The organism is Lentzea fradiae (genome assembly GCF_900100955.1).
GTDB classification, from domain to species: Bacteria; Actinomycetota; Actinomycetes; order Mycobacteriales; family Pseudonocardiaceae; genus Lentzea; species Lentzea fradiae.
In genome coordinates, this window is sequence record NZ_FNCC01000013.1 from 68,173 (window position 1) to 86,442 (window position 18,270).

General features: G+C 71.7%; 18 protein-coding genes. 12 read left to right on the forward strand and 6 right to left on the reverse strand.

Annotated elements, in window-relative coordinates; genetic code table 11:
• On the reverse strand, positions 1-1,602 hold the full coding sequence (locus tag BLT23_RS28755; RefSeq protein ID WP_090054452.1) for a hypothetical protein: 1,602 nt from the start codon (positions 1,600-1,602) through the stop codon (positions 1-3).
• A gap of 109 nt (positions 1,603-1,711) precedes the next feature.
• On the opposite strand from BLT23_RS28755, the gene BLT23_RS28760 reads away from it, so the two are divergent.
• Positions 1,712-1,897 carry a hypothetical protein gene (locus tag BLT23_RS28760; RefSeq protein ID WP_090054454.1) on the forward strand — a complete coding sequence of 62 codons (186 nt, stop codon included), beginning with the start codon at positions 1,712-1,714 and terminating at the stop codon, positions 1,895-1,897.
• Positions 1,884-2,804 (forward strand): YihY/virulence factor BrkB family protein, encoded by a 921-nt coding sequence (locus BLT23_RS28765; RefSeq protein ID WP_090054456.1) that lies wholly within the window; start codon positions 1,884-1,886, stop codon positions 2,802-2,804. Before BLT23_RS28760 ends, BLT23_RS28765 begins: the two co-directional genes overlap by 14 nt.
• Here the strand turns inward: BLT23_RS28765 and BLT23_RS28770 are convergent.
• Positions 2,775-3,137, reverse strand: coding sequence for a hypothetical protein (locus BLT23_RS28770; RefSeq protein ID WP_090054458.1), 363 nt, complete (start codon positions 3,135-3,137; stop codon positions 2,775-2,777). The genes BLT23_RS28765 and BLT23_RS28770 overlap by 30 nt on opposite strands.
• A 136-nt stretch (positions 3,138-3,273) precedes the next feature.
• Here BLT23_RS28770 and BLT23_RS28775 point away from each other — a divergent pair, with 136 nt between their 5' ends.
• Positions 3,274-3,948 (forward strand): GNAT family N-acetyltransferase, encoded by a 675-nt coding sequence (locus BLT23_RS28775; protein WP_218133929.1) that lies wholly within the window; start codon positions 3,274-3,276, stop codon positions 3,946-3,948.
• A 48-nt stretch (positions 3,949-3,996) separates the two neighbouring features.
• Complete coding sequence (locus tag BLT23_RS28780; RefSeq protein WP_090054462.1) at positions 3,997-4,752, forward strand: EI24 domain-containing protein; 756 nt, start codon at positions 3,997-3,999, stop codon at positions 4,750-4,752.
• On the opposite strand, the gene BLT23_RS28785 is transcribed toward BLT23_RS28780, so the two are convergent.
• Positions 4,742-6,679, reverse strand: a complete 1,938-nt coding sequence (locus BLT23_RS28785; protein WP_090054464.1) for a beta-propeller domain-containing protein — start codon at positions 6,677-6,679, stop codon at positions 4,742-4,744. The genes BLT23_RS28780 and BLT23_RS28785 overlap by 11 nt on opposite strands.
• A 56-nt stretch (positions 6,680-6,735) precedes the next feature.
• The gene (locus tag BLT23_RS28790) at positions 6,736-7,542 is read right to left on the reverse strand and encodes a S1 family peptidase (RefSeq protein WP_090054822.1); all 807 of its coding nucleotides are present in this window, start codon (positions 7,540-7,542) and stop codon (positions 6,736-6,738) included.
• 171 nt (positions 7,543-7,713) lie between these two features.
• Between BLT23_RS28790 and BLT23_RS28795 the strand changes: the two genes are divergently transcribed.
• From BLT23_RS28795 to BLT23_RS28820, 6 genes are all read left to right on the forward strand, one after another.
• The gene (locus BLT23_RS28795; protein WP_090054466.1) at positions 7,714-8,088 is read left to right on the forward strand and encodes an FKBP-type peptidyl-prolyl cis-trans isomerase; all 375 of its coding nucleotides are present in this window, start codon (positions 7,714-7,716) and stop codon (positions 8,086-8,088) included.
• A gap of 151 nt (positions 8,089-8,239) precedes the next feature.
• Complete coding sequence (locus BLT23_RS28800; RefSeq protein WP_090054823.1) at positions 8,240-8,770, forward strand: YbaB/EbfC family nucleoid-associated protein; 531 nt, start codon at positions 8,240-8,242, stop codon at positions 8,768-8,770.
• A gap of 33 nt (positions 8,771-8,803) precedes the next feature.
• The gene (locus BLT23_RS28805; protein ID WP_090054468.1) at positions 8,804-9,109 is read left to right on the forward strand and encodes a type VII secretion target; all 306 of its coding nucleotides are present in this window, start codon (positions 8,804-8,806) and stop codon (positions 9,107-9,109) included.
• Positions 9,109-13,239: a hypothetical protein gene (locus BLT23_RS28810; protein ID WP_090054470.1), complete on the forward strand. Its 4,131-nt coding sequence runs from the start codon at positions 9,109-9,111 to the stop codon at positions 13,237-13,239. Before BLT23_RS28805 ends, BLT23_RS28810 begins: the two co-directional genes overlap by 1 nt.
• Positions 13,208-13,666 (forward strand): antitoxin YezG family protein, encoded by a 459-nt coding sequence (locus tag BLT23_RS28815; RefSeq protein ID WP_090054472.1) that lies wholly within the window; start codon positions 13,208-13,210, stop codon positions 13,664-13,666. The genes BLT23_RS28810 and BLT23_RS28815 overlap by 32 nt, the downstream gene beginning before the upstream one ends.
• A gap of 43 nt (positions 13,667-13,709) precedes the next feature.
• Positions 13,710-14,147 carry a hypothetical protein gene (locus BLT23_RS28820; RefSeq protein ID WP_090054824.1) on the forward strand — a complete coding sequence of 146 codons (438 nt, stop codon included), beginning with the start codon at positions 13,710-13,712 and terminating at the stop codon, positions 14,145-14,147.
• A gap of 5 nt (positions 14,148-14,152) precedes the next feature.
• Here the strand turns inward: BLT23_RS28820 and BLT23_RS28825 are convergent, their stop codons facing one another.
• Positions 14,153-15,298, reverse strand: a complete 1,146-nt coding sequence (locus BLT23_RS28825) for a hypothetical protein (RefSeq protein WP_245744285.1) — start codon at positions 15,296-15,298, stop codon at positions 14,153-14,155.
• A gap of 308 nt (positions 15,299-15,606) precedes the next feature.
• Here BLT23_RS28825 and BLT23_RS28830 point away from each other — a divergent pair, with 308 nt between their 5' ends.
• Both BLT23_RS28830 and BLT23_RS28835 read left to right on the forward strand, forming a co-directional pair.
• On the forward strand, positions 15,607-16,536 hold the full coding sequence (locus BLT23_RS28830; protein ID WP_090054476.1) for a hypothetical protein: 930 nt from the start codon (positions 15,607-15,609) through the stop codon (positions 16,534-16,536).
• 66 nt (positions 16,537-16,602) lie between these two features.
• Positions 16,603-17,148 carry an HdeD family acid-resistance protein gene (locus BLT23_RS28835; protein ID WP_090054479.1) on the forward strand — a complete coding sequence of 182 codons (546 nt, stop codon included), beginning with the start codon at positions 16,603-16,605 and terminating at the stop codon, positions 17,146-17,148.
• Here BLT23_RS28835 and BLT23_RS28840 read toward each other — a convergent pair.
• On the reverse strand, positions 17,090-18,259 hold the full coding sequence (locus BLT23_RS28840) for a glycosyltransferase 87 family protein (RefSeq protein ID WP_090054481.1): 1,170 nt from the start codon (positions 18,257-18,259) through the stop codon (positions 17,090-17,092). The genes BLT23_RS28835 and BLT23_RS28840 overlap by 59 nt on opposite strands.
• Between the last annotated feature and the right edge of the window lie 11 nt (positions 18,260-18,270).

Genomic DNA, 18,270 nt, shown 5'->3' on the forward strand with positions numbered 1-18,270 from the left:
TCAGACGAACAGCGCGAGCCCGGCGTAGGCGGCCGCGGCGAACACGCCGACGTTGAGCCGGCGGGTCACGCGGTCGCCGGAACGGCCGGAGAGGAGCGAGCGGGCACGGGCCCACATCACCTTCTCGCCCGCCTCCCGGTCCGGCAGCTGCGGCGTGGTGAGCACGTCGCCGTGCGGGCCGAACGCGAGCATCAGCTGAGGTCCCGCCCTGCGCACGCCGTGCAGCTGCGCCCACGGCACGCGGTACGTCCAGACACCGGTGTAGAGCACGACGTGCCGGTGGTCGAGGCGCATCATCGGCTGGAACCGCGTCACGGCCGACAGCACGCACTGCACGCCGATCAGGCCGAGCACGACGAAGCCCGGGTAGTACTGCAGCCCCACCAGCGCGCCGACCGCGCCGAGCAGCAGGACGACGCCCTCGGTGCGGCGGCGGTCACCCGGCCACACCGCGTGCGGCAGGTCGACCGGTGTCCCCGCGGTGACCGGTTCGCCCGGCAGGTGGGCACCGTGGACGGTGTGGTGCCGGCGGATCCTGCCGAGGCTGCTGGTCGCGACCACGTCCCCGTCGCGCACCAGCGCGACCTGGCCGCCGTGGTGCCACTCCCCCGCGACGAGCAGCTCCACCGGGTCGAGCGGCACCGGCGGGTCCTCCTCGCCGCGCCAGACCCGGCCGAACTCCTCGGTGTCGTGGTAGAGCGGCTCCTCCAGGCCGAGGTCGGCGAGCGTGGTGACGACGGCGACGTCCGCGTCCCCGTGCCGCAGCAGGACGCGGCGCGGTCCGACCGGGACGGCCCGCACCCGGACCGCCTTCACCGGGCCGCTCCACAACGCGCGGCGGCGGCGTTCCCGCACGGCGAGCATCACCGCGAGGAACACCGCGGCGCCACCGAGGGTGAGCCACCACGTGACGTCCTCCGGCTCGTTCTCCATCCGCACCCACTCGCCGTCGGCGAGCACCTGCACGGAGTCGCCGACCTGATAGGTCTCCGGGGCGAGCGGCTCGAACCCCGCGCGCTGCCGGTCCGGCAGCTCCACCCACACCTCGTAGGTGTTCTTGATCTCGACGACCTCGGCCTCGACCCGGCTGGCCTTCGCGACGTGCTGCTCGATCTCGCCGCTGGACAGGTCGTACTGCACGAACGTCAGGAACCCGAACAACACGAGCAGCACGGCGACGACCCGCAGGGCGCCTCGCTGCGGCGGCATGTCCGGCAGCATGACGAGCGCCGTGCCCGCCGCCTCGTGCTGGTCCGCACGCGACCTCACCGTCCACGCCGCCACCACCGCGCACGCGGCGGCGTGCAGGCCGAACGCGAGGTTGGCGGTCGCGCTGCCGTCGAGGGCCAGGTCGAGCGCACCGAACACCACGCCCGTCGCGCACCCCGTGAGCACGCGGCCGAACAGCAGCAACAACGGCGTCGCCAGCAACGGCACCACGGCGAGGGCGAACAGCGGGTCCGGCGCGCAGGGATGCGCGGCCGTGCAGGGCACGTCGTTGCCGCCCACCGCGAAGTAGAACGCGGCGACCCACCCTCCGACGAGCCCCACCTTGGTCACCCACCACGGAACCGCGGCCGCGTGCCAGCGATGGAGGTCCACGGACCGATCATGACACGTCCATTGCTCCGAACGGCGCGGTTCCCCGGCATCGGAACGGGTATCCGCCGCTCACCACGAATCCGGAGCAACTGAGCAGGAGGCGGACGCAATGCTGGCCATCATCGCCGCGGTGTCGTTCGGGTTAGCGCTGATCCTGGACCTCGCCAAGACCGGGCTCGGTGACGTGATCACGGTGAACACGCTCGTCGTGCTCGGCCTGTTGCTGCTCGCGCTGCACCTCGCCGGCGTCGGCAGCGGCACACGGTCGTTCGGCTGGCGCCGTGCCCGCAGGTAACCGCGTCGCGAGCCCCGCCAAGCTGTCCAAGGGCGCTTGGTGGGGCGTTCTCAAACGGACGGTCAAGGAGTTCGGCGACGACAACCTGACCGACTGGGCCGCCGCGCTCACCTACTACGCGGTGCTCTCCCTGTTCCCCGGCATCATCGTGCTGACGTCGGTGCTCGCCGTGCTCGGCGAGACGACGACGCAGGAGCTGGTCAAGTGGGTCGACGAGGTCGCCCCCGGCCAGGCGGGCGACATCGTGAAGTCGTCCATCGAAGAGCTGCAGAAGAGCCAGAACGCGGCGAGCCTGCTCGGCATCGTCGGTCTGCTCACGGCGCTGTGGACGGCCTCGGGCTACCTCGGCGCGTTCATGCGCGCGTGCAACGCGGTGTACGACGTGGAGGAGGGCCGCCCGCTCTGGAAGACCCTTCCGCTGCGGCTCGCGCTGACGCTCGGCTCGGTCGTGCTCGTGTCGCTCACGCTCGGCGCACTCGTGCTGACCGGCGGTGTGGCCGACGCGGTCGGCGAGCTGCTCGGGCTCGGCGACACCGTCGTCACGGTCTGGGACATCGTCAAGTGGCCGGTCATCCTGCTGCTCGTGAGCCTCGCGTTCGCGGTGCTCTACTGGGCGGCGCCGAACGTGCGGCAGCCCGGCTTCCGCTGGGTCACGCCGGGCAGCCTGCTCGCCATCGTGCTGTGGGCGCTCGCCACCGTCGGGTTCGCGATCTACGTGGCGAACTTCGCCTCGTACAACAAGACCTACGGCTCGCTCGGTGGCGTGATCGTCTTCCTGGTGTGGCTGTGGATCTCCAACATCGCGGTGCTGCTCGGCGCCGAGTTCGACGCGGAGCTGGAACGCGGCCGCCGGCTCGCCCAGGGCGAGCGGGACGCCTCACCCGAGCCGCGTGATCTCCCCGGGTAGCTCGGCCTCGACCGCCGTCCACACCCCGTCCGGCCCCGGTTCGACGCGCTCGCTCGTGTCGCCGGGGACCAGGACCCACAGCTGGTCCCGCTCCGGCAGCCACACCACGCCGATGCCGTCGGAGCGCGAGCTGGTCGCGTACTCGTAGGACTTGCGGAACACGTCACCGCCGTTGCGGTCGGTGACCCGCACCTCGCTCGCGCTCTCGGCGTGCGCGACGAACTCGCCGCTGGGCGAGGTCTTCGGGGCACCCGGCCGGGCGAACCGGTCCTCGGAGCCGCCGCAGCCGGCCAGGACCACCACCAGTGCGACGAGTGCGGCCAGGAGCCTCATGACGGACCGCTGCGGAAAATGCCGAGCCTCATGCGGCCCAAGGTAACTACCGTGATCGTCCGTGTGGGACGTTCTGGAGAGCTTTTACGACTCTGTGGCCCGACCGGGATCTCGCGTTGAGGAACACGGCGAGCTGGTGCTGTTCGTCCAGGAGGGCGACGGCTACCCGTTGTACGCGCGGCCGCGCTTCCCCGGCGGGCGGCCCTCGCTCGCCGACATCGCCGCGGTGCGGGAGCGGCAGCGCGAGCTCGGCGTGCCCGAGGCGTTCGAGTGGGTGCACGAGACCACGCCCGACCTGCACGACATCGCCGTCGAGGCCGGTCTGGAGGTGCTGCGGGCGCCGCTGATGGTGCTCGAGGAGGACGCGCTGCCGGAGCCGCACCCGCACGTCCGCGTGCTCGCCACCCGGCCACCCGAGGTGCCGGTGGTGGCGGGCATCGCCTTCTCCTCCCCCGGCACGGCCAGAGGCGAGGCCGGGGCCGCCGACCGGGACGCGGCGCTCGCCGGAGCCACGCAGGAGAACACCCGGCACCGGCACGCGGTGGCCGACCTGCCCGGTGAGGGCGTGCTGGCGGTGGGCACCGCGCAACGCGCCGGTGACGTCGTCGAGATCGCCGGGATCGGCACGCTGCCCGCGGCCCGGCGGCGTGGCCTGGGCGGAGCGGTCACCGCCGCGCTGGCACGCGACGCGCTCGACCGCGGCGCACAGCTCGTGTTCCTGTCCGCGGGAAGCGAGGACATAGCGCGTGTCTACGCCCGCGTCGGGTTCCGTCGCGCCGGGACCGCCTGCATCGCGGCCCCGCCCGCCTGACCCGCGCGAAACACCTCGCCGGACGCCCGCACCGACTATCCTGCGCGCGTGATCAAGGATTTCGGTGCCGGTGTCGGACTGCTGCTGCGCGGCTTCAGGCTGGTGTTCAGCTCGCCCAAGCGCGTGCTCGTCGGGGCGCTGCCCGCGGTGATCACCGTCGTGCTGATGATCACCGGCTGGGTGCTGCTGTTCAGCAACATCGACACGATCGCGGGCTGGCTCACCGGCTTCGCGGACTCGTGGAGCGACACCTGGCGCAACGTCGTCGAGGTCGCCGTCGGCATCTCGGTGATCGCGGCGACGCTCGGGCTGAGCGTGCTGCTGTTCACCGCGATCACGCTGATGATCGGCGGCCCGTTCTACGAGTACATCGCCGAGGAGGTCGAGGACGAGCTCGGCGGCGTGCCGGGAACGGAGCAGGTCGGCTTCTGGCGCGGGTTCGTCGTGGGCCTGCGCAGCACGATCCTGCTGGTCGGCGTCTCCGTGCTGTTCGCGATCCCGCTGTTCCTCTGCGGCTTCATCCCCGTCGTCGGGCAGACCGTCGTGCCGGTGCTCGGCGTCTGCATCAACGGCTACCTGCTCGGCATCGAGCTGACCGGCATCCCGTTCACCCGCCGCGGCCGGTCGTTCAAGGAGCGCAGGCAGATCCTCGCGACCCGCAGGGCGATGGTGCTCGGCTTCGCCGTCCCCACCTACCTGCTGTGCCTGATCCCGCTCGCCGCGCTCGTCGTCATCCCGGCGGCGATGGCAGGCGGCACGGTGCTCGCGCACCGCCTGCTCACCGGGGACCGCGCTACGGCGTGAACGGCAGCCACGCCTGCCGGGTCAGCCCGTCGCGCGCCGTGACCTGCGCACCGGCCGCCGAGACCGACCACAGCTGGTCGCCGATCACGATGGTCCGGCGCTGACCGCCGCGGTCCTCGTCGTCCGGTTCCACGATGGTGCCGACGTCGCGCAGCCGGTCGCCGTCCACCCGCAGCACCAGTGACGACACCTCGTGGTAGTCGGACACCGGGATGACGAGCGTGCCGTCCTGGGGCCAGTACAGGAACGCGTGCGGGTCGAACTGGGCCTCCGAGGTCGTGTTCCGCAGGTGGCGCTGGTCCAGCCGCTTCGGTGCCGCGGGGTCGCTCACGTCGAACAGCGACACCTGCGTCCCGGTGGTGCGGCCCTGCTCGGTCGCCTCCTGGCCGACGCCGATGAGCCTGCCGTCGCCCGCCGGGTGCAGGTAGGCGGAGAAACCGGTGATCTTCAGCTCCCCCAGCACCTCCGGCCGCGCCGGGTCGGCGAGGTCCAGCGTGTAGAGCGGGTCGGTCTGGCGGAACGTGACGACGTAGCCCATCCGTCCGATGAAGCGGACGCTGTAGATCCGCTCGCCCTTGCCCAGCCCGCCGACCTCGCCGACCTTGGTGAGCGTCGCGCCGTCACGGCGCAGCGTCGTCACGAAGCTCTCCGACGGCGCCGGCTCACGTTCGACGTCCGCGGGCATGCGCCAGCAGCACCGGTTCTCGTTGCCCGTGGTCGTCGCCACGCGCAGGATTCCCTCGTGCTCGGACAACGAGTACTGGTTCAGCAGCGTGCCACCGACCTCACCGGAGGCGACGTGCTTCGGCGGTCCCGCCCGGCTGATGTCGAACTGGTGGATCGCGGTCGTGACCGGGCGGCGGATCGGCGGCCCGGAAGGCAGTCGCGGCAGCAGGCGGTGGTCGTCGGCCACGTAGAGGCTGCGGCCGGTGCCGTAGACGGTGTCCCCGTCGGCCACGATCGAGACGGGCTGACCGGTGCCGAGCTTGCCGGAGAGATCAAACGAGAGAACGGTCAGCATCGACGTCCCGGAGTGCACCACGGGGTGGCTGACGTTCGCGCAGTCGACCAGCGTGCCGCTCGACTGCGTGCCGTTCTCGGACAGCTCATAACGCGGCAGCCACGACGTGATGGGCTCGTTCTGCAGGATCTCCCTGTTGCGGCGCAACGACCCCGCCTCGTTCGTCGTCTGGTCCGGGTAGACCCACGGGATGCGCGGCTGCGAGCGGACGACGACGCGGGCGGTGCCGCCGACCTGGCGTGCGTCGAGGTAGGAGCCGTCGGTGCGGAGACTGCCGATCTCCTTGAGTCCCTTGAGGTCCACGAGAACCAGCTCGGTGCCGGAGTAGGGCGCGAACGACGGCCTGCCGGGCGGACGCGAGGGCTTCTCGATCGCCACGGCGTTGTCGACGACCACCAGCGCGCGGTCACCGGAGACCAGCAGCTGGTGCGCCCTGCGGTCACCGAGGTCGACGGTGCCGGTGACCGACCGGCTCGCCACGTCGATCACGCGCAGCTTGCCGTCCGCGATCGAGAAAACGCGTTTTCCGTCCGTCTTCACGATATCCGGCTCGTCGACGCCCTTCTCGTGGACGTTGGTCGTCGAGTGGTCCTGTTGCTGTTCGGGCGGAGTGGCGGCCCTGGCGTCGGGCACGCTCTTCTGCGCGACGCCCGCGCTCGTGTCCGACGCGGTGCTCTCGGCGAACATGACGTTGCCGCTGCCGACTCCGTACGCGGTGACGTACGGCGCCATCGCGCGCCGCAGTTCGGTCACCGCGTTGTCGCACGAGTCGAACGCGACGAGACGCACCGGTCCCGCTTCGGAGACCGATGGTGGCGCAAGGGACTCGTCCCTCACCGCGGAGCTGACGCACACTCCGGCGACGGCCAGCGCGGCGGCACCGGCCAACAGCTTCTTGCCCTTCATGGCCGGAAGACGGAAGCGGAGCCGGGAAAGGTTGCCCGCCCTTCCCGGCTTTCGCCCTACAGCTGCGCCTGGATCTGCGCCGCGTACGCGGAGACGCGCGCGTAGACGCCGGGGTAGCCGGCCGACGCGCAGCCCTGGCCCCACGACGTGATGCCGATCAGCTTGCCCCCGGCCACCAGCGGGCCGCCGGAGTCGCCCTGGCAGGTGTCGGTGCCGCCCTGCGGGTAGCCCGCGCACACCATGTGCGTGGCGTTGAAGCTGCCGCCGTACGAGCTGGAACAGCTGGAGCTGCTCGTCAGCGGCACGGTCGCCTTCAGCAGGTACCGCGAGGCGGAACCGCCGGAGGACGTCCTGCCCCAGCCGAGGATCGTCGAGCTGGTGCCCGCCGCGTACAGGGCGCTGTCGGCCGAGGTGGCGAACGGCAACGGGGTCTGCGACAGGTTGCGGTCGAGCGTGAGCACCGACACGTCGTAGCCGCGCGTCACGTCGCGGTAGCTCGGGTGGATCCAGATCTTCGTGACTCGGGCGACGGTGCCCGCGGAGGAGTTCTTGTCGTCCCGGCCCGCCACCACGCGGACGACGGACGGCGAGTCGCCCACGGTGCAGTGCGCCGCCGTGACGACCTTGTCGGGGGCCACCAGCGTGCCGCCGCAGTACTGCGAGCCGCTGCTCGTGGCCAGGTAGACGACCCACGGGTACTCGGCGGTGCTCGCACGCGTGCCGCCGACGACCTGGGTGCCGAAGTCACCGTCGGCGGTCGGGACCGGAGCTGCTTCGGCCACGCTCACGCACGCCATCGACAGCGTCGCCGCCGCCAGTGCCGCACCGAGCCATGACCGGAGGCGGTGCAGGGGTGCCGCCATGATCATCTCCTTCTTCCGTCGTGTCCCCCGGCCGCAGGGCCGGTGGTGTCGGTCAAGAAAGCCACGGGCGGGGCCCGGCGGGTAGGGCTGGTCCGCGTAGTCCATTCGGTCCTCGTCGCGCGCGCGTGATTGGATCGGGGTGAACAACCCCGTTCCGAGAGGATGTCTGTGATGGCCCCCACCAAGCCTGAGGTCGACCCGCACGACGGCCCGGCGCCGAAAGACCTGCTCATCGAGGACATCACCGTCGGGGACGGCCCGGAGGCCACGCAGGGTCAGCTCGTGTCCGTGCACTACGTCGGTGTCTCGCACTCGACCGGCGAGCAGTTCGACGCCTCCTGGGACCGCGGCGAGGCGTTCCAGTTCCCGCTCGGCGCCGGCCGGGTCATCCAGGGCTGGGACCAGGGCGTCCAGGGCATGAAGGTGGGCGGCCGCCGCAAGCTGGTCATCCCGCCGCAGCTGGGCTACGGGGCGCGCGGCGCCGGCGGCGTGATCAAGCCCAACGAGACGCTGATCTTCGTCGTCGACCTGCTGGGCGTGAACTGACCCCACCAGGCTCGCTTGACTCCGCGGTGTCCCACTGGTTCCTTCGGTGGGACGCCGCTGGTCTGTCCGGACCATTTGCCGTCGCGGTGGAACGACCGGTGGTCCGGCTGCGTCATCCTTTGTGTCCACCGCCGTCGTGGAGGGAAAACCGGTGCCCGAGGACATCGCCGGGTCCGAGCAGATGCTCGCGAACTGGAACAAGAACATCCAGGAACGCGCAGCGCGTTACCAGGAGATGGCGACGCGCGTGCAGGGCATGACGCTCTCCGAGCGGTCGGCGGACGGCTCGGTCGAGCTGACGGTCGGCTCCAACGGCATCCTGCAGAACCTCGTGATCCACGAGTCGGCCGCGGGCAAGCGCATGGCCGAGATCAGCGGCGAGATCATGAAGCTGTTGCAGCGCGCGCAGTCCCGCATCCCGGCGCTGCTGCAGGAAGCCATGGCCGAGACGATCGGCACGCAGGACGAGACCGCCAACGTCCTGTTCAACGAGGCCAAGAAGAACTTCCCGGCACCTCCCGCCGAGGAGCCCTCGCGCACGCCGTACGACCGCAACGAGATCAACTTCCGGGTCGAGGACGACGCTGTGCCGCCCTCCCGCCCGACGCCGCCTCCGCCGCCGCGCCGCCGTCCGCCGTCCGATGACGACGACGACTTCGGCGGCCAGTCCGTGCTCTCCTGATCTCCTGTCACTGCCCGAACTTGAGGGGGTTCGATGACTTCCGGTGGTTTCCAGGTCACCTCGGACGTGCTGGAAGCGCACGCCAAGGCGCTGGAAGGACTGCACGGGCGGTTGCAGGCGGCGGTCGACGCGGCGAACACCGTGTCGATGCCGACCGATGCGTACGGCATCATCTGCCAGCCGTTCCGGATGTTGCTCGACCCCGTTGAGCAGTGGGGCACCGACGCGCTCAAGGGCGTGGCCGAGGCGATGGACGCGACCTCGAAGAAGGTCACCGACACGGCCAAGCAGTACCAGACCGTCGAGGACCAGATCGCCAACTCGCTGAAGGGCTTCTGATGTCCACACCGAACCCCCTGGTGGCTCAGGCGCCCGCGGAACCGTCCGGTTTCTTCAACGCGGGCACCGGCGACAACGGCTGGGCGACCGGCTTCTCCATCGCCGACTCCGCCATGGACGCCTACAAGGGCATCTCCGACGGCAACTGGATCGAGGGCGGCCTCGGCGTCGTCGGTCTCGTGGCCGACGCCGCCTCGATGGCGATCGACCCGTTCGGCACGCTGCTGTCGTCCGCGGCGGCGTTCCTGATGGAGCACATGCAGCCGCTGAAGGAGGCGCTGGACTGGCTCGCGGGCGACCCGCCGGTGATCCAGTCGTACTCCACGACGTGGAACAACGTCTCGCAGGAGCTGGGCAAGGTCGCGGCCGACTACAAGGCCGCCGTCGACACGACCTCGTCGTGGACGGGCGCCGCCGCCGACGCCTACCGCAAGGCGGCGGGCGAGCAGCTCGACGCGCTGTCCGGCGCCGCCTCCACCGCGGGGTCGGTCGGCACCGTGGTCAGCGTGATGGGCATGGTCGTCGGGTTCGTGCGCGAGATGGTGCGCGACCTGATCGCGGACCTGGTCGCGAAGCTGATCACGTGGGTGCTGGAGGCCGTGTTCACGCTCGGCTTCGGCACGCCGGTGATCGTGGCGCAGGCCGTGACCGCGATCTCCAAGTGGGCCACGCGCATCGGCGAGCTGATCCAGAAGCTCATCAAGACCATCAAGAAGGTCTCGCCGCTGCTGGGCCGCCTCGTCGAGATCTTCACGAAGATCATGAAGGTCGTCGGCAAGATCGTCGGCAAGGTCACCGGCCTCGACGTGATCTCCACGAAGAACATCAAGGCGGGCGGGTTCTTCCAGCGCGGCGGCAGCCCGGACGTCACCCCGTCCGGCACGCCCAGCTCGCCGGGCTCGTCCTCCTCGCCGTCCAACGGCTCGCCGTCGTCCACCCCGGACAGCTCGCCGTCCTCGCCTTCTTCGCCGTCCTCTCCGGACGGTTCGCCGTCGTCACCTTCGTCCCCGTCGCCCTCGTCCTCGTCGCCGTCCTCCACACCGGACGCGTCGTCGCCGACGCGGACACCGGACGGTTCGTCGCCGACGTCCGCCCCGTCCACGGGGCCGTCGCGCACGCCCGACAGCTCGTCGCCGGACGCCCCGTCGCGGACGCCGGACTCCGGGTCGTCCTCGCCGTCCCGCACGCCGGACAGCTCCCCCGCTCCTTCGTCCACGCGCACGCCGGACAGCTCTCCGTCGTCGTCCCCGGACGCCCCGCTCGCCCGTAACACGGGCCAGACGGTCCAGTCGTCGGTGGCGCCCCCGGAGGCCCCCGCACGTGCCGACGTGCCGCAGGCCCCTGCCCGCACCCCGGACAGCTCGCCGTCGACGACGCCGTCACAGTCGGGCCCCGTGGGCGGCGGCGCGCCGAACGCGGGCGGCAACGCCCCGTCGTCCCCCTCCGCGGGCCGCCCGCAGACCGGTGGCCAGGGCTGGACCGGCACCCCCGGCAGCCGCGGTGACCTGGGAGCGAGCGCCCCCGCCCCGCGTACGCCGGACACCTCCACGTCGGCCTCCCGCGCCGACGCGCCCGCCCGTCCCAGCTCGATGCCCACGGCGCCGTCCTCCCCCTCGACGCCGATGTCCCCCTCCGCACCGCCGGGGATGCCGAACTCCGGGATGCCGCACGGTGGCGCCCCGTCGGGCGGGATGCCGCACAGCCCTTCGGCTCCGCACGCGCCATCGGCCCCGCACAGCCCGAACGCACCACACAGCCCGTCGGCACCGCACGGTCCGAACTCCGCGGCGCCGAACGCTCCCCGCCCCGACGCGACCCCGCCGAGCCGCGCCACCGCGCCCTCTTCGGCGCCTGCAACGCCGTTCGCCGGAACGCCGCACAGCCCGTCTGCTCCCCACGGCCCGTCGGCACCGCACGGCCCGTCGGCACCGCACGGCCCCGCGGCAGGCTTCCCGCACCACCCGAACGCCCCGCACGCACCGTCGCCGGGCGCACCGCACAGCCCGAACGCTCCCTCGGCCCCCGCGCACCGCCCGGACGCCCCGCAGGGCCGTCCCCAGGGCCCGAACGTTCCCCAGCACGGCGGCCCGAACCCGCCGTCGAGGCCCGACGCGTTCACCCCGCCGCCCGGCAGCCCCCACACCCGCCCGGACGCACCGCACGGTGGCCCGAACCAGCCGTCCCGCCCGGACGCGCCCCACCACGCCCCCGACCGGCCCCGGGACACCACCCCGGCCGGTCCGCACGACCGCCCCCGCACCGACGCTCCGCACCACGACGCTCCCCACAGCGACACACCGGGCAGTGACACGCCGGGCAGCGACCGCCCGCACCACGACCGGCCCGACAGCGACGGTCCGACCAACGACAGCCCGCACCACGACGGCCCGGACGGCGACGGCCCTCCCGCCGACCGCCCGAGCCCGGAGGAGGCGCACGCCCGCCACGCCGAGCAGACCCCGGCCGGCATCTCGCACCACGGCGGCGACGGCGACATGGGCGACCTGCCGCACCGGGTGCCGGAGGACCCGCGCTTCTTCACGGCGGACGTCCACGTCACGCCGGACGGCAGGGCGCGCATCGGTGGCCACGACTACACGCCCGCCGAGTACGCGGACATGTTGCGGCGCGGCGGGTACGACGGCAGCCGTCCCGTCCGGCTGATCGGCTGCGACGCGGCCAGCAACGACTTCGCCCAGCAGCTGTCGCGGCACCTCGACGCCCCCGTCGTGGCGCCGACGAGGCCCGCGTGGACCGACAGCAGCGGCCGGGTGTTCACGTCCGACCCGGAGATCGGGCCGGACGGCACGCGGTCGCCGCGGATCCCACCGAACGGCGAGTGGGAGACGCACCACCCGGACGGCTCCAGGACCAGGGCGAGCGACGACGGCTACGCGCCGGGCAGCGACCGCGACACCGACGGCGCCGACGCCAGGGACCGCGGCGACGACCCCCAGGGCCAGGACGCCCAGGACCAGGACGCCCAGGACCAGGACGCCCAGAACCAGCACCAGGACCCCGACGAGGACCCGGAGTTCACCCCGCCCCCGCGGGACCGGGTCATCTCCCCGGACGACCCGGCGTTCACCGAGCGGTTCGTCGAGTTCGACCGGCCCACGCACCAGCCGGTCGACCCGGCCAACCCCGACGCGCCTCGCCAGCCGCTCAACAGGCACGACGAGATCGTGGCGCCGCACCGCGACCGCGACGCGGTGCCGGACGGCAACACCCAGCCGGACGACCTCAGGCCGGTCGCGAACCCGGAGACCGTGCCGGTGCCGCTGCGCGACCACCAGCCGCTGGAGCCGTGGACCGAGTACCCGGTCCGCAACGAGAACGGCACGCGCACGACGTTCATCACCGACGGCGACGGCAACGTGAAGTGGGTCGAGGCCACGCCGGGCCGCCAGGACATGGCGATCGACGGCAAGGGCAAGTGGTCCGGGTTCAACCCCGACCTCAGCCACCCGTTGCTGCCGGACGCCAAGTACCAGGTGCCGAACACCCACAACAGCGAGAAGATGCTGGCCTTCCACACCGACTCGCACGGGCAGACCGACTCGATGACCGGTGACGTCGAGGCGGGCGGGCAGAACAAGAACTACCGCGACGACGACTCCACCAGGGGCGCCCAGCAGCGCGCCTACCAGGAGGGCGAGGCCGCGTACCCGAGCAACCCGCCGGGCGACCGCACGCTCACGCCGGAGGAGCTGGAGAACTCGCGCGTCAAGTGGGCGGGCGGTCACCTGCTCGCCAACGAGCTGGGCGGTCTCGGCGAGTACCTCAACATGCACGGGCAGATGGCGGCGTCCAACTCCGGCAACGCGCGCGACGGCTGGTTCCACGCCCCGTCGTGGCGGGCCAAGGAGACCGAGCTCGCCGACTTCGCGAAGCAGCCCCACCAGGACATCCAGAACTACCAGGTGCGGGCCACGCGCGAGGCCGACGGCGTGCCGAACGAGGTGACCATGCGCTGGCAGGAGGTCACCTACAAGCAGAACCCCGACGGTACGGTCGTGCACGGTCCCGACGGCAAGCCGGTCGTGGACAACGTGGTGACCAAGGAACGGGTCTTCCCGAACCGCCCGGAGGTGAACTATGGACCCCAGAACCGCTACAAGGGCCGGTGAGCTGCTCGCCCTGCTGGAGGCGGGTGCCCCGGTCGGCTGGAACCGCGTCACCCTCGACGTCTGGGCGAACGTCCTGTCGTACGAGCTGTCCGCGTCCGCCCAGGACGCGCAGGGCCGGTTCGCGGGCGAGGTGCGGCTGGCGGAGATCACCGACCAGCTGCAGGAGCTCCGCGAGGAGATGTACGAGGAGGGGCGCGGCACCTGGCTGTCGGCGCGGTTCGTGCTGCACCGCGGCGGCGAGCCGGAGGTGACGTTCAACTTCGACGAGGACCCGCGGTGGTCGCCCGAGCTGCACCCGATGATGTTCGTGCGCGACCTGGAGGCGTTCCCACGCACCGACGAGCACGTCCCGGACTGGCTGCGCGAGACCGTCGAACGCGGCCTGGAGCTGCAGCGCGCGCACGAGGCGGGTCTCGACCGGCAGTAGGCTGGCCCGCGCCCGACCGCGACAGATGGAGGAAGCGAACACCATGCCGAACTGGCCCGCGCTCAGCCCGGTGGAGCAGCAGGAGAAGCTCGCGGAGATCACCCAGGAGATCCTCCCGACCCTGCCCCAGGGGTGGTCGCGCCTGGTGCTGCGCGCCAAGATGATCGGCCCGCACAGCGAGGCCGACACGGGCGTGAAGATGGGCGACGGCTCGGTGCGCGGCTGGTCGTTCCCGCCGGAGGTGTGGCGGAAGTTCCAGCAGCTGCGCAAGGGCATGTACGCCGAGGGCCTCGGCTCGTGGGTGGAGTTCGAGTACGTCCTCGACCCGCCCGGCAAGTTCTCCATCCGCTACAACCGCGACGAGGCCCCGAACTTCGACGCGGCCCCGTCGCCGGAGAACTTCGCCACCGAGCAGAAGTGGTTCCCGCGCTCGGACGAGCAGATGCCGGAGTGGTTCCGCCGGGGCCTCACGCCCGCCTGACCCGGTCAGTCGGTCTGCTTGTTCCTGGACGCCTTCCACTGCTTCCACGGCACGGTCCCGAAGTCCTGCCAGTGCCGGAACCGCGCGGAATCGTCAGGGGGCACCGCGGGGTCGACCGTGCCCACCTTGGCCGACCCCCGTGCCGGGATCCGGGAGGCGTGCTGCAACGCGTCTCTGAACTCGCCCCAGACCCCTTCGGCCTTGACGGCCATCTCCTTGTTCAGCGACTCGAAGAGGGTCGCGAGGTCCGCCAGGCAGTTGCCGGAGGAGAACCCCTCGACGGCCGCGTCGACGGCGGTCCAGCCGTACTTGGTGGCGAAAAGCACGTCCATGGCGTCGTTGAGCCGGCTGGTGAGCCAGGTGTTGCTCAAGAACTCCGGGATCGCGATCTTTCCCACGGCCTCGGCCCTGCTCGCCTTCTCCCCCTCGGTGTAGACCTTCACCACCAGGTCCCGGAGCTCCCGCAGGTCGGCCGCCCGCTTCTTCTTGTCGTCCACGCTCCGGAGCTTGGCTCTGACGTGCTCGACGACCTGCCGCCGCAGGCCCAGCTCGGCCGCCTCCGTCTTCTGCGACAGCAGCTTGGTGACGGCCAGGGGGATCTCCGGCAGGACCGCCTTGTACTTCTCGGTGTAGTAGACCAGCCCCTGGGTCGCCTTCAACGGCCCGCCCCAGGTCTTGCCCTGCAGGTCGCGGCTCTGGATCTCGGCGGCGACCGCGGCACCGTAGGCAGCGCCCTCTCCCGCACGGCCCTGCCCACCGCCGCAGGACACGAACTTGAACGCGGTGTCCTGCTGCAACGCGCGCTCGGGTTTGTGGACCGCCTTGGCGAACTTGCGCGGTTCCAGCCCGCCGAGCTCGCTGCGGTTGCCGTGGCCGTAGAAGACCGAGGGCTCGGTGGTGGGCGACGGCGGGAACACCCAGTCGTCCTTCCACCCGTGCTGCCCGCCCACGCCGGCATACTTGGCGGCCAGCGCTCGTCCGATCTCGTCGACCTCGGCGTCCCCCACCGACCTGTGCATGCCGCACTCGTACGGGTTGGGCATGCGCACCATCAGCCGCTGCACGGCCCGGTTTCCGGCGAGCTGCTGCAACCCCAGGAGGTGGTGGGCCGGTGGCCCGCCCGCGCGGACCGCGGCCGACGGCCTCGACATGCGCCCCTGCTCCGGTTCGGCGTGTTCTTCCACTGCGCACCGCCCTCATGAGGAGAAGGGACATCCGCTGGCAGGGACCGTTCACGCTACCGGCGGCAACGGGTTCGGGACACCGGCGGCGAGAGCGGTGATTCCTGCCCGTCCGGGCGGACGGACGGGCTCCGCGCACCGGCGGCCTGGTCCGGTGGACCACGTCGTGGACCCACTACCAGTAGCTGTCGCGCGCCCTTCGCCGTGACCGCCCCGCGCGTCCCGCGGCCGCCCGATAAGATCAGCGAGGTTTCACGGGGAGAGGGGCGAGGACCACCATGAGCCAGCCGGCGACACCGCTGAGCGACCAGGACCAGCAGCAGCTCGTGCGTCAGCTCGGGCGCGCCATGCTGCCGGCCGTACCTCAGGGCTGGCAGCGCATCCGGGCCGAGTACCGCGCCGCAGGCAGGCACATCGAGGTCGACCTGGCCTTCGCCGGGCCCGACGGGCAGTTCCGGCCGGTGCGGCCGCCGATGGACGTCGTGCAGATGTTCGGGCAGCTGCGCGCGGGCATGTACCACCCGGACCGCGGGACGTGGCTGCACGCGTTGTACGAGATCGAGGCGCCCGCGGCGTTCACGGTCGACTTCAACGCCGAGGAGGAGCCGCGCTGGCGCAACGCTCCGCCGCCCATCGGCTTCCGCGACGAGCTGCAGACGTTCCCGCGTCCCGACCGGCTGATCCCGGACTGGTGGCGTCAGCGCGTCGGCCTGCCGCCGCTGCCCCCGCAGGAGCCCGCTCCCCAGCCGCAGCAGGAGTTCCAGGCCCCGCCGCCTCAGCAGCAGGAGTACCAGGTCCCTCCGCAGGCCCCGCAGCAGCCGGCCCCGGCGGGTGAGCTGCGGACGGCGCGCGTGTACGACGGCAAGAACGACGACGGCCGGATCGTCGTCAACCGCCAGCCCGTCGACCCGCAGCTGGTGGACGGCCTGCTGAACTACCTCGAGTCTGCGCCGGTCGTGCTCGCCGCGCGCAGCTACGACCTCGACGAGTTCTCGCAGAGCGGCGAGCAGGACGTGCCGCTGAACTTCCGCACCGACGGCACCTGGATCTGGGCCGGCGCCGTGCCGCACTACCTGCGCAAGTACGGCCTGCCGCCGGAGCCGGAGCTGGTGGCGCACGCCGCGGCGCGCGGGTTCCAGGTCGGCGAGGTGCCCGAGCAGACGCAGGACCGCGCGGTCTCGATCATCACGGGTCAGGGCCAGGGCTGACCGTCCCCGCACCGGGACGAGGGTCTCCGGTTGCCGGGTCCACCGGCAACCGCGACGATCTCGCGCATGCGACGTTGGTGGCTCTTCACGGTGCGCGGCGTGTTCGCCGTCCTGTTCGGCCTGGCCGCCCTGGTGTGGCCGGGGCTCACGCTCGTCGCCCTGATCGTCCTGTGGGGCGCGTACGTGTTCTTCGACGGCCTCGTGCTGCTGTACCTGACGCTCGCCCACCGGGCATGGCCGGCGCGCTGGGCCCTCGGCCTGATCGGCGTTACGGGGGTGGCCACCGGTCTCGTCGCGTGGTTCTGGCCGGGCCTCACCGCGACGGCGTTCCTGCTGGTCATCGCGGTTTGGACGCTCGTCACCGGTGTCGTGCAGATCGTCGACGCGGTCCGGCTGCGCGCGGTGATGCGCAACGAGTGGTTCTACGTCGTCACGGGCGTGCTGACCGTCGTGCTGGGTGTCCTGCTCGTCCTGAACCCGGAAGCGGGCGCGTTGGCGTTCGTGATCACGATCGGGGTCTTCGCGATCCTGTGGGGTGTCGTGCTGGTGCTGTTCAGCCTGCGGCTGAGGCAGTTCGACGGCGGTCGCGCACGGCACGCACACCGAGCGTGACCAGCACGGCGATCCCGATCAGCACGTAGAGGTTGCCGACCAGCTGCTGCCACCACGACCAGTCGCGTTCCACGTCGTTGTCGCGCGGGAAGAGCCAGTGCGGCCCGACCGCGAACACCGCCACGATCGCCCACGACGCCCAGTGGCGGCGCAACGCGGGCCGGGCGAGCAGCACGAGAGCCGGTGCGATCCACACCCAGTGGTGTCCCCACGACACGGGTGAGATCAGCAGTCCGCCGATCGCGACGACGAAGAACGCCTCGACGTCACCGAGCTGCGACGCCACCCACCACACCGCCGCCACGACCAGAAGCGCCACCAGGAGCCACACGGCGACCTGGGCGCCGTCCTCCAGGCCGAAGCGCGCGAGCAGTCCGCGCACCGACTGGTTCGACGCGTACGTCAGCCGTCCGACACGGCCCGGGTCGAGCAGGGCGTGCGTCCAGTACTCCTTCGCGTCGTCGAACGCAATGACGAACCCCAGCAGTCCGAAGAAGAAGAACGACCCGATGGACACGAAGACGGGCTTCCACTGCCGCCGCGCCACGAAGTACAACGCGAAGAACGCGGGCGTCAGCTTGATGGCCGCCGCGAGCCCGATGAGCGCGCCGCGCGGCCACCAGCGCGTGCGTTCGAGCAGGCAGTCCGCCATCACGAGCAGGCCGAGCAGCAGGTTGATCTGGCCGAACCACAGCGTCTCGCGCAGCGGGTCGAAGATCGTCGTCACCGCGGCGGCGCCCAGGCCCCAGCTGACGGCGGCAGGGCTCCAGCCGAGCACGCGCTGCGCCGCGAGCAGGCACAGCCCGGTGAGCATCGCGAGGTTCGCGAAGGCCACCGCGAAGATCGCGACCTCCAGCGGCACGATCGCGAGCAGCCCGAACAGCGCGGCGGCGATCGGCGGGTAGGTGAACGGCAGGTCGGGTCCGCCGAGGGGGTTCGCGAAGCCGTCGACGTAGAGGGGGAGGTCCTTGAGGAACGCCACCCCGCCGTTGCGGTAGACGCGCAGGTCGAGCGAGAAGCCCGACGGGCGGCTCATGATGTAGACGAGGGTGGCGACCATGACGGCGCCCCACGCCACCACGACCCGCTTGGCCGAGCGGTCCAGCTGCATCGGGAAATGGT

What these genes read in the sequence shown, in the direction of transcription:
- BLT23_RS28760 (WP_090054454.1), top strand. Translation starts at nt 1,712, where the DNA reads ATGCTGGCCATCATCGCCGCGGTGTCGTTCGGGTTAGCGCTGATCCTG.
- BLT23_RS28770 (WP_090054458.1), bottom strand. Translation starts at nt 3,137, where the DNA reads ATGAGGCTCCTGGCCGCACTCGTCGCACTGGTGGTGGTCCTGGCCGGC.
- BLT23_RS28785 (WP_090054464.1), bottom strand. Translation starts at nt 6,679, where the DNA reads ATGAAGGGCAAGAAGCTGTTGGCCGGTGCCGCCGCGCTGGCCGTCGCC.
- BLT23_RS28790 (WP_090054822.1), bottom strand. Translation starts at nt 7,542, where the DNA reads ATGGCGGCACCCCTGCACCGCCTCCGGTCATGGCTCGGTGCGGCACTG.
- BLT23_RS28795 (WP_090054466.1), top strand. Translation starts at nt 7,714, where the DNA reads ATGGCCCCCACCAAGCCTGAGGTCGACCCGCACGACGGCCCGGCGCCG.
- BLT23_RS28805 (WP_090054468.1), top strand. Translation starts at nt 8,804, where the DNA reads ATGACTTCCGGTGGTTTCCAGGTCACCTCGGACGTGCTGGAAGCGCAC.
- BLT23_RS28810 (WP_090054470.1), top strand. Translation starts at nt 9,109, where the DNA reads ATGTCCACACCGAACCCCCTGGTGGCTCAGGCGCCCGCGGAACCGTCC.
- BLT23_RS28815 (WP_090054472.1), top strand. Translation starts at nt 13,208, where the DNA reads ATGGACCCCAGAACCGCTACAAGGGCCGGTGAGCTGCTCGCCCTGCTG.
- BLT23_RS28820 (WP_090054824.1), top strand. Translation starts at nt 13,710, where the DNA reads ATGCCGAACTGGCCCGCGCTCAGCCCGGTGGAGCAGCAGGAGAAGCTC.
- BLT23_RS28825 (WP_245744285.1), bottom strand. Translation starts at nt 15,298, where the DNA reads ATGTCGAGGCCGTCGGCCGCGGTCCGCGCGGGCGGGCCACCGGCCCAC.
- BLT23_RS28830 (WP_090054476.1), top strand. Translation starts at nt 15,607, where the DNA reads ATGAGCCAGCCGGCGACACCGCTGAGCGACCAGGACCAGCAGCAGCTC.
- BLT23_RS28835 (WP_090054479.1), top strand. Translation starts at nt 16,603, where the DNA reads ATGCGACGTTGGTGGCTCTTCACGGTGCGCGGCGTGTTCGCCGTCCTG.
- BLT23_RS28840 (WP_090054481.1), bottom strand. Translation starts at nt 18,259, where the DNA reads ATGCAGCTGGACCGCTCGGCCAAGCGGGTCGTGGTGGCGTGGGGCGCC.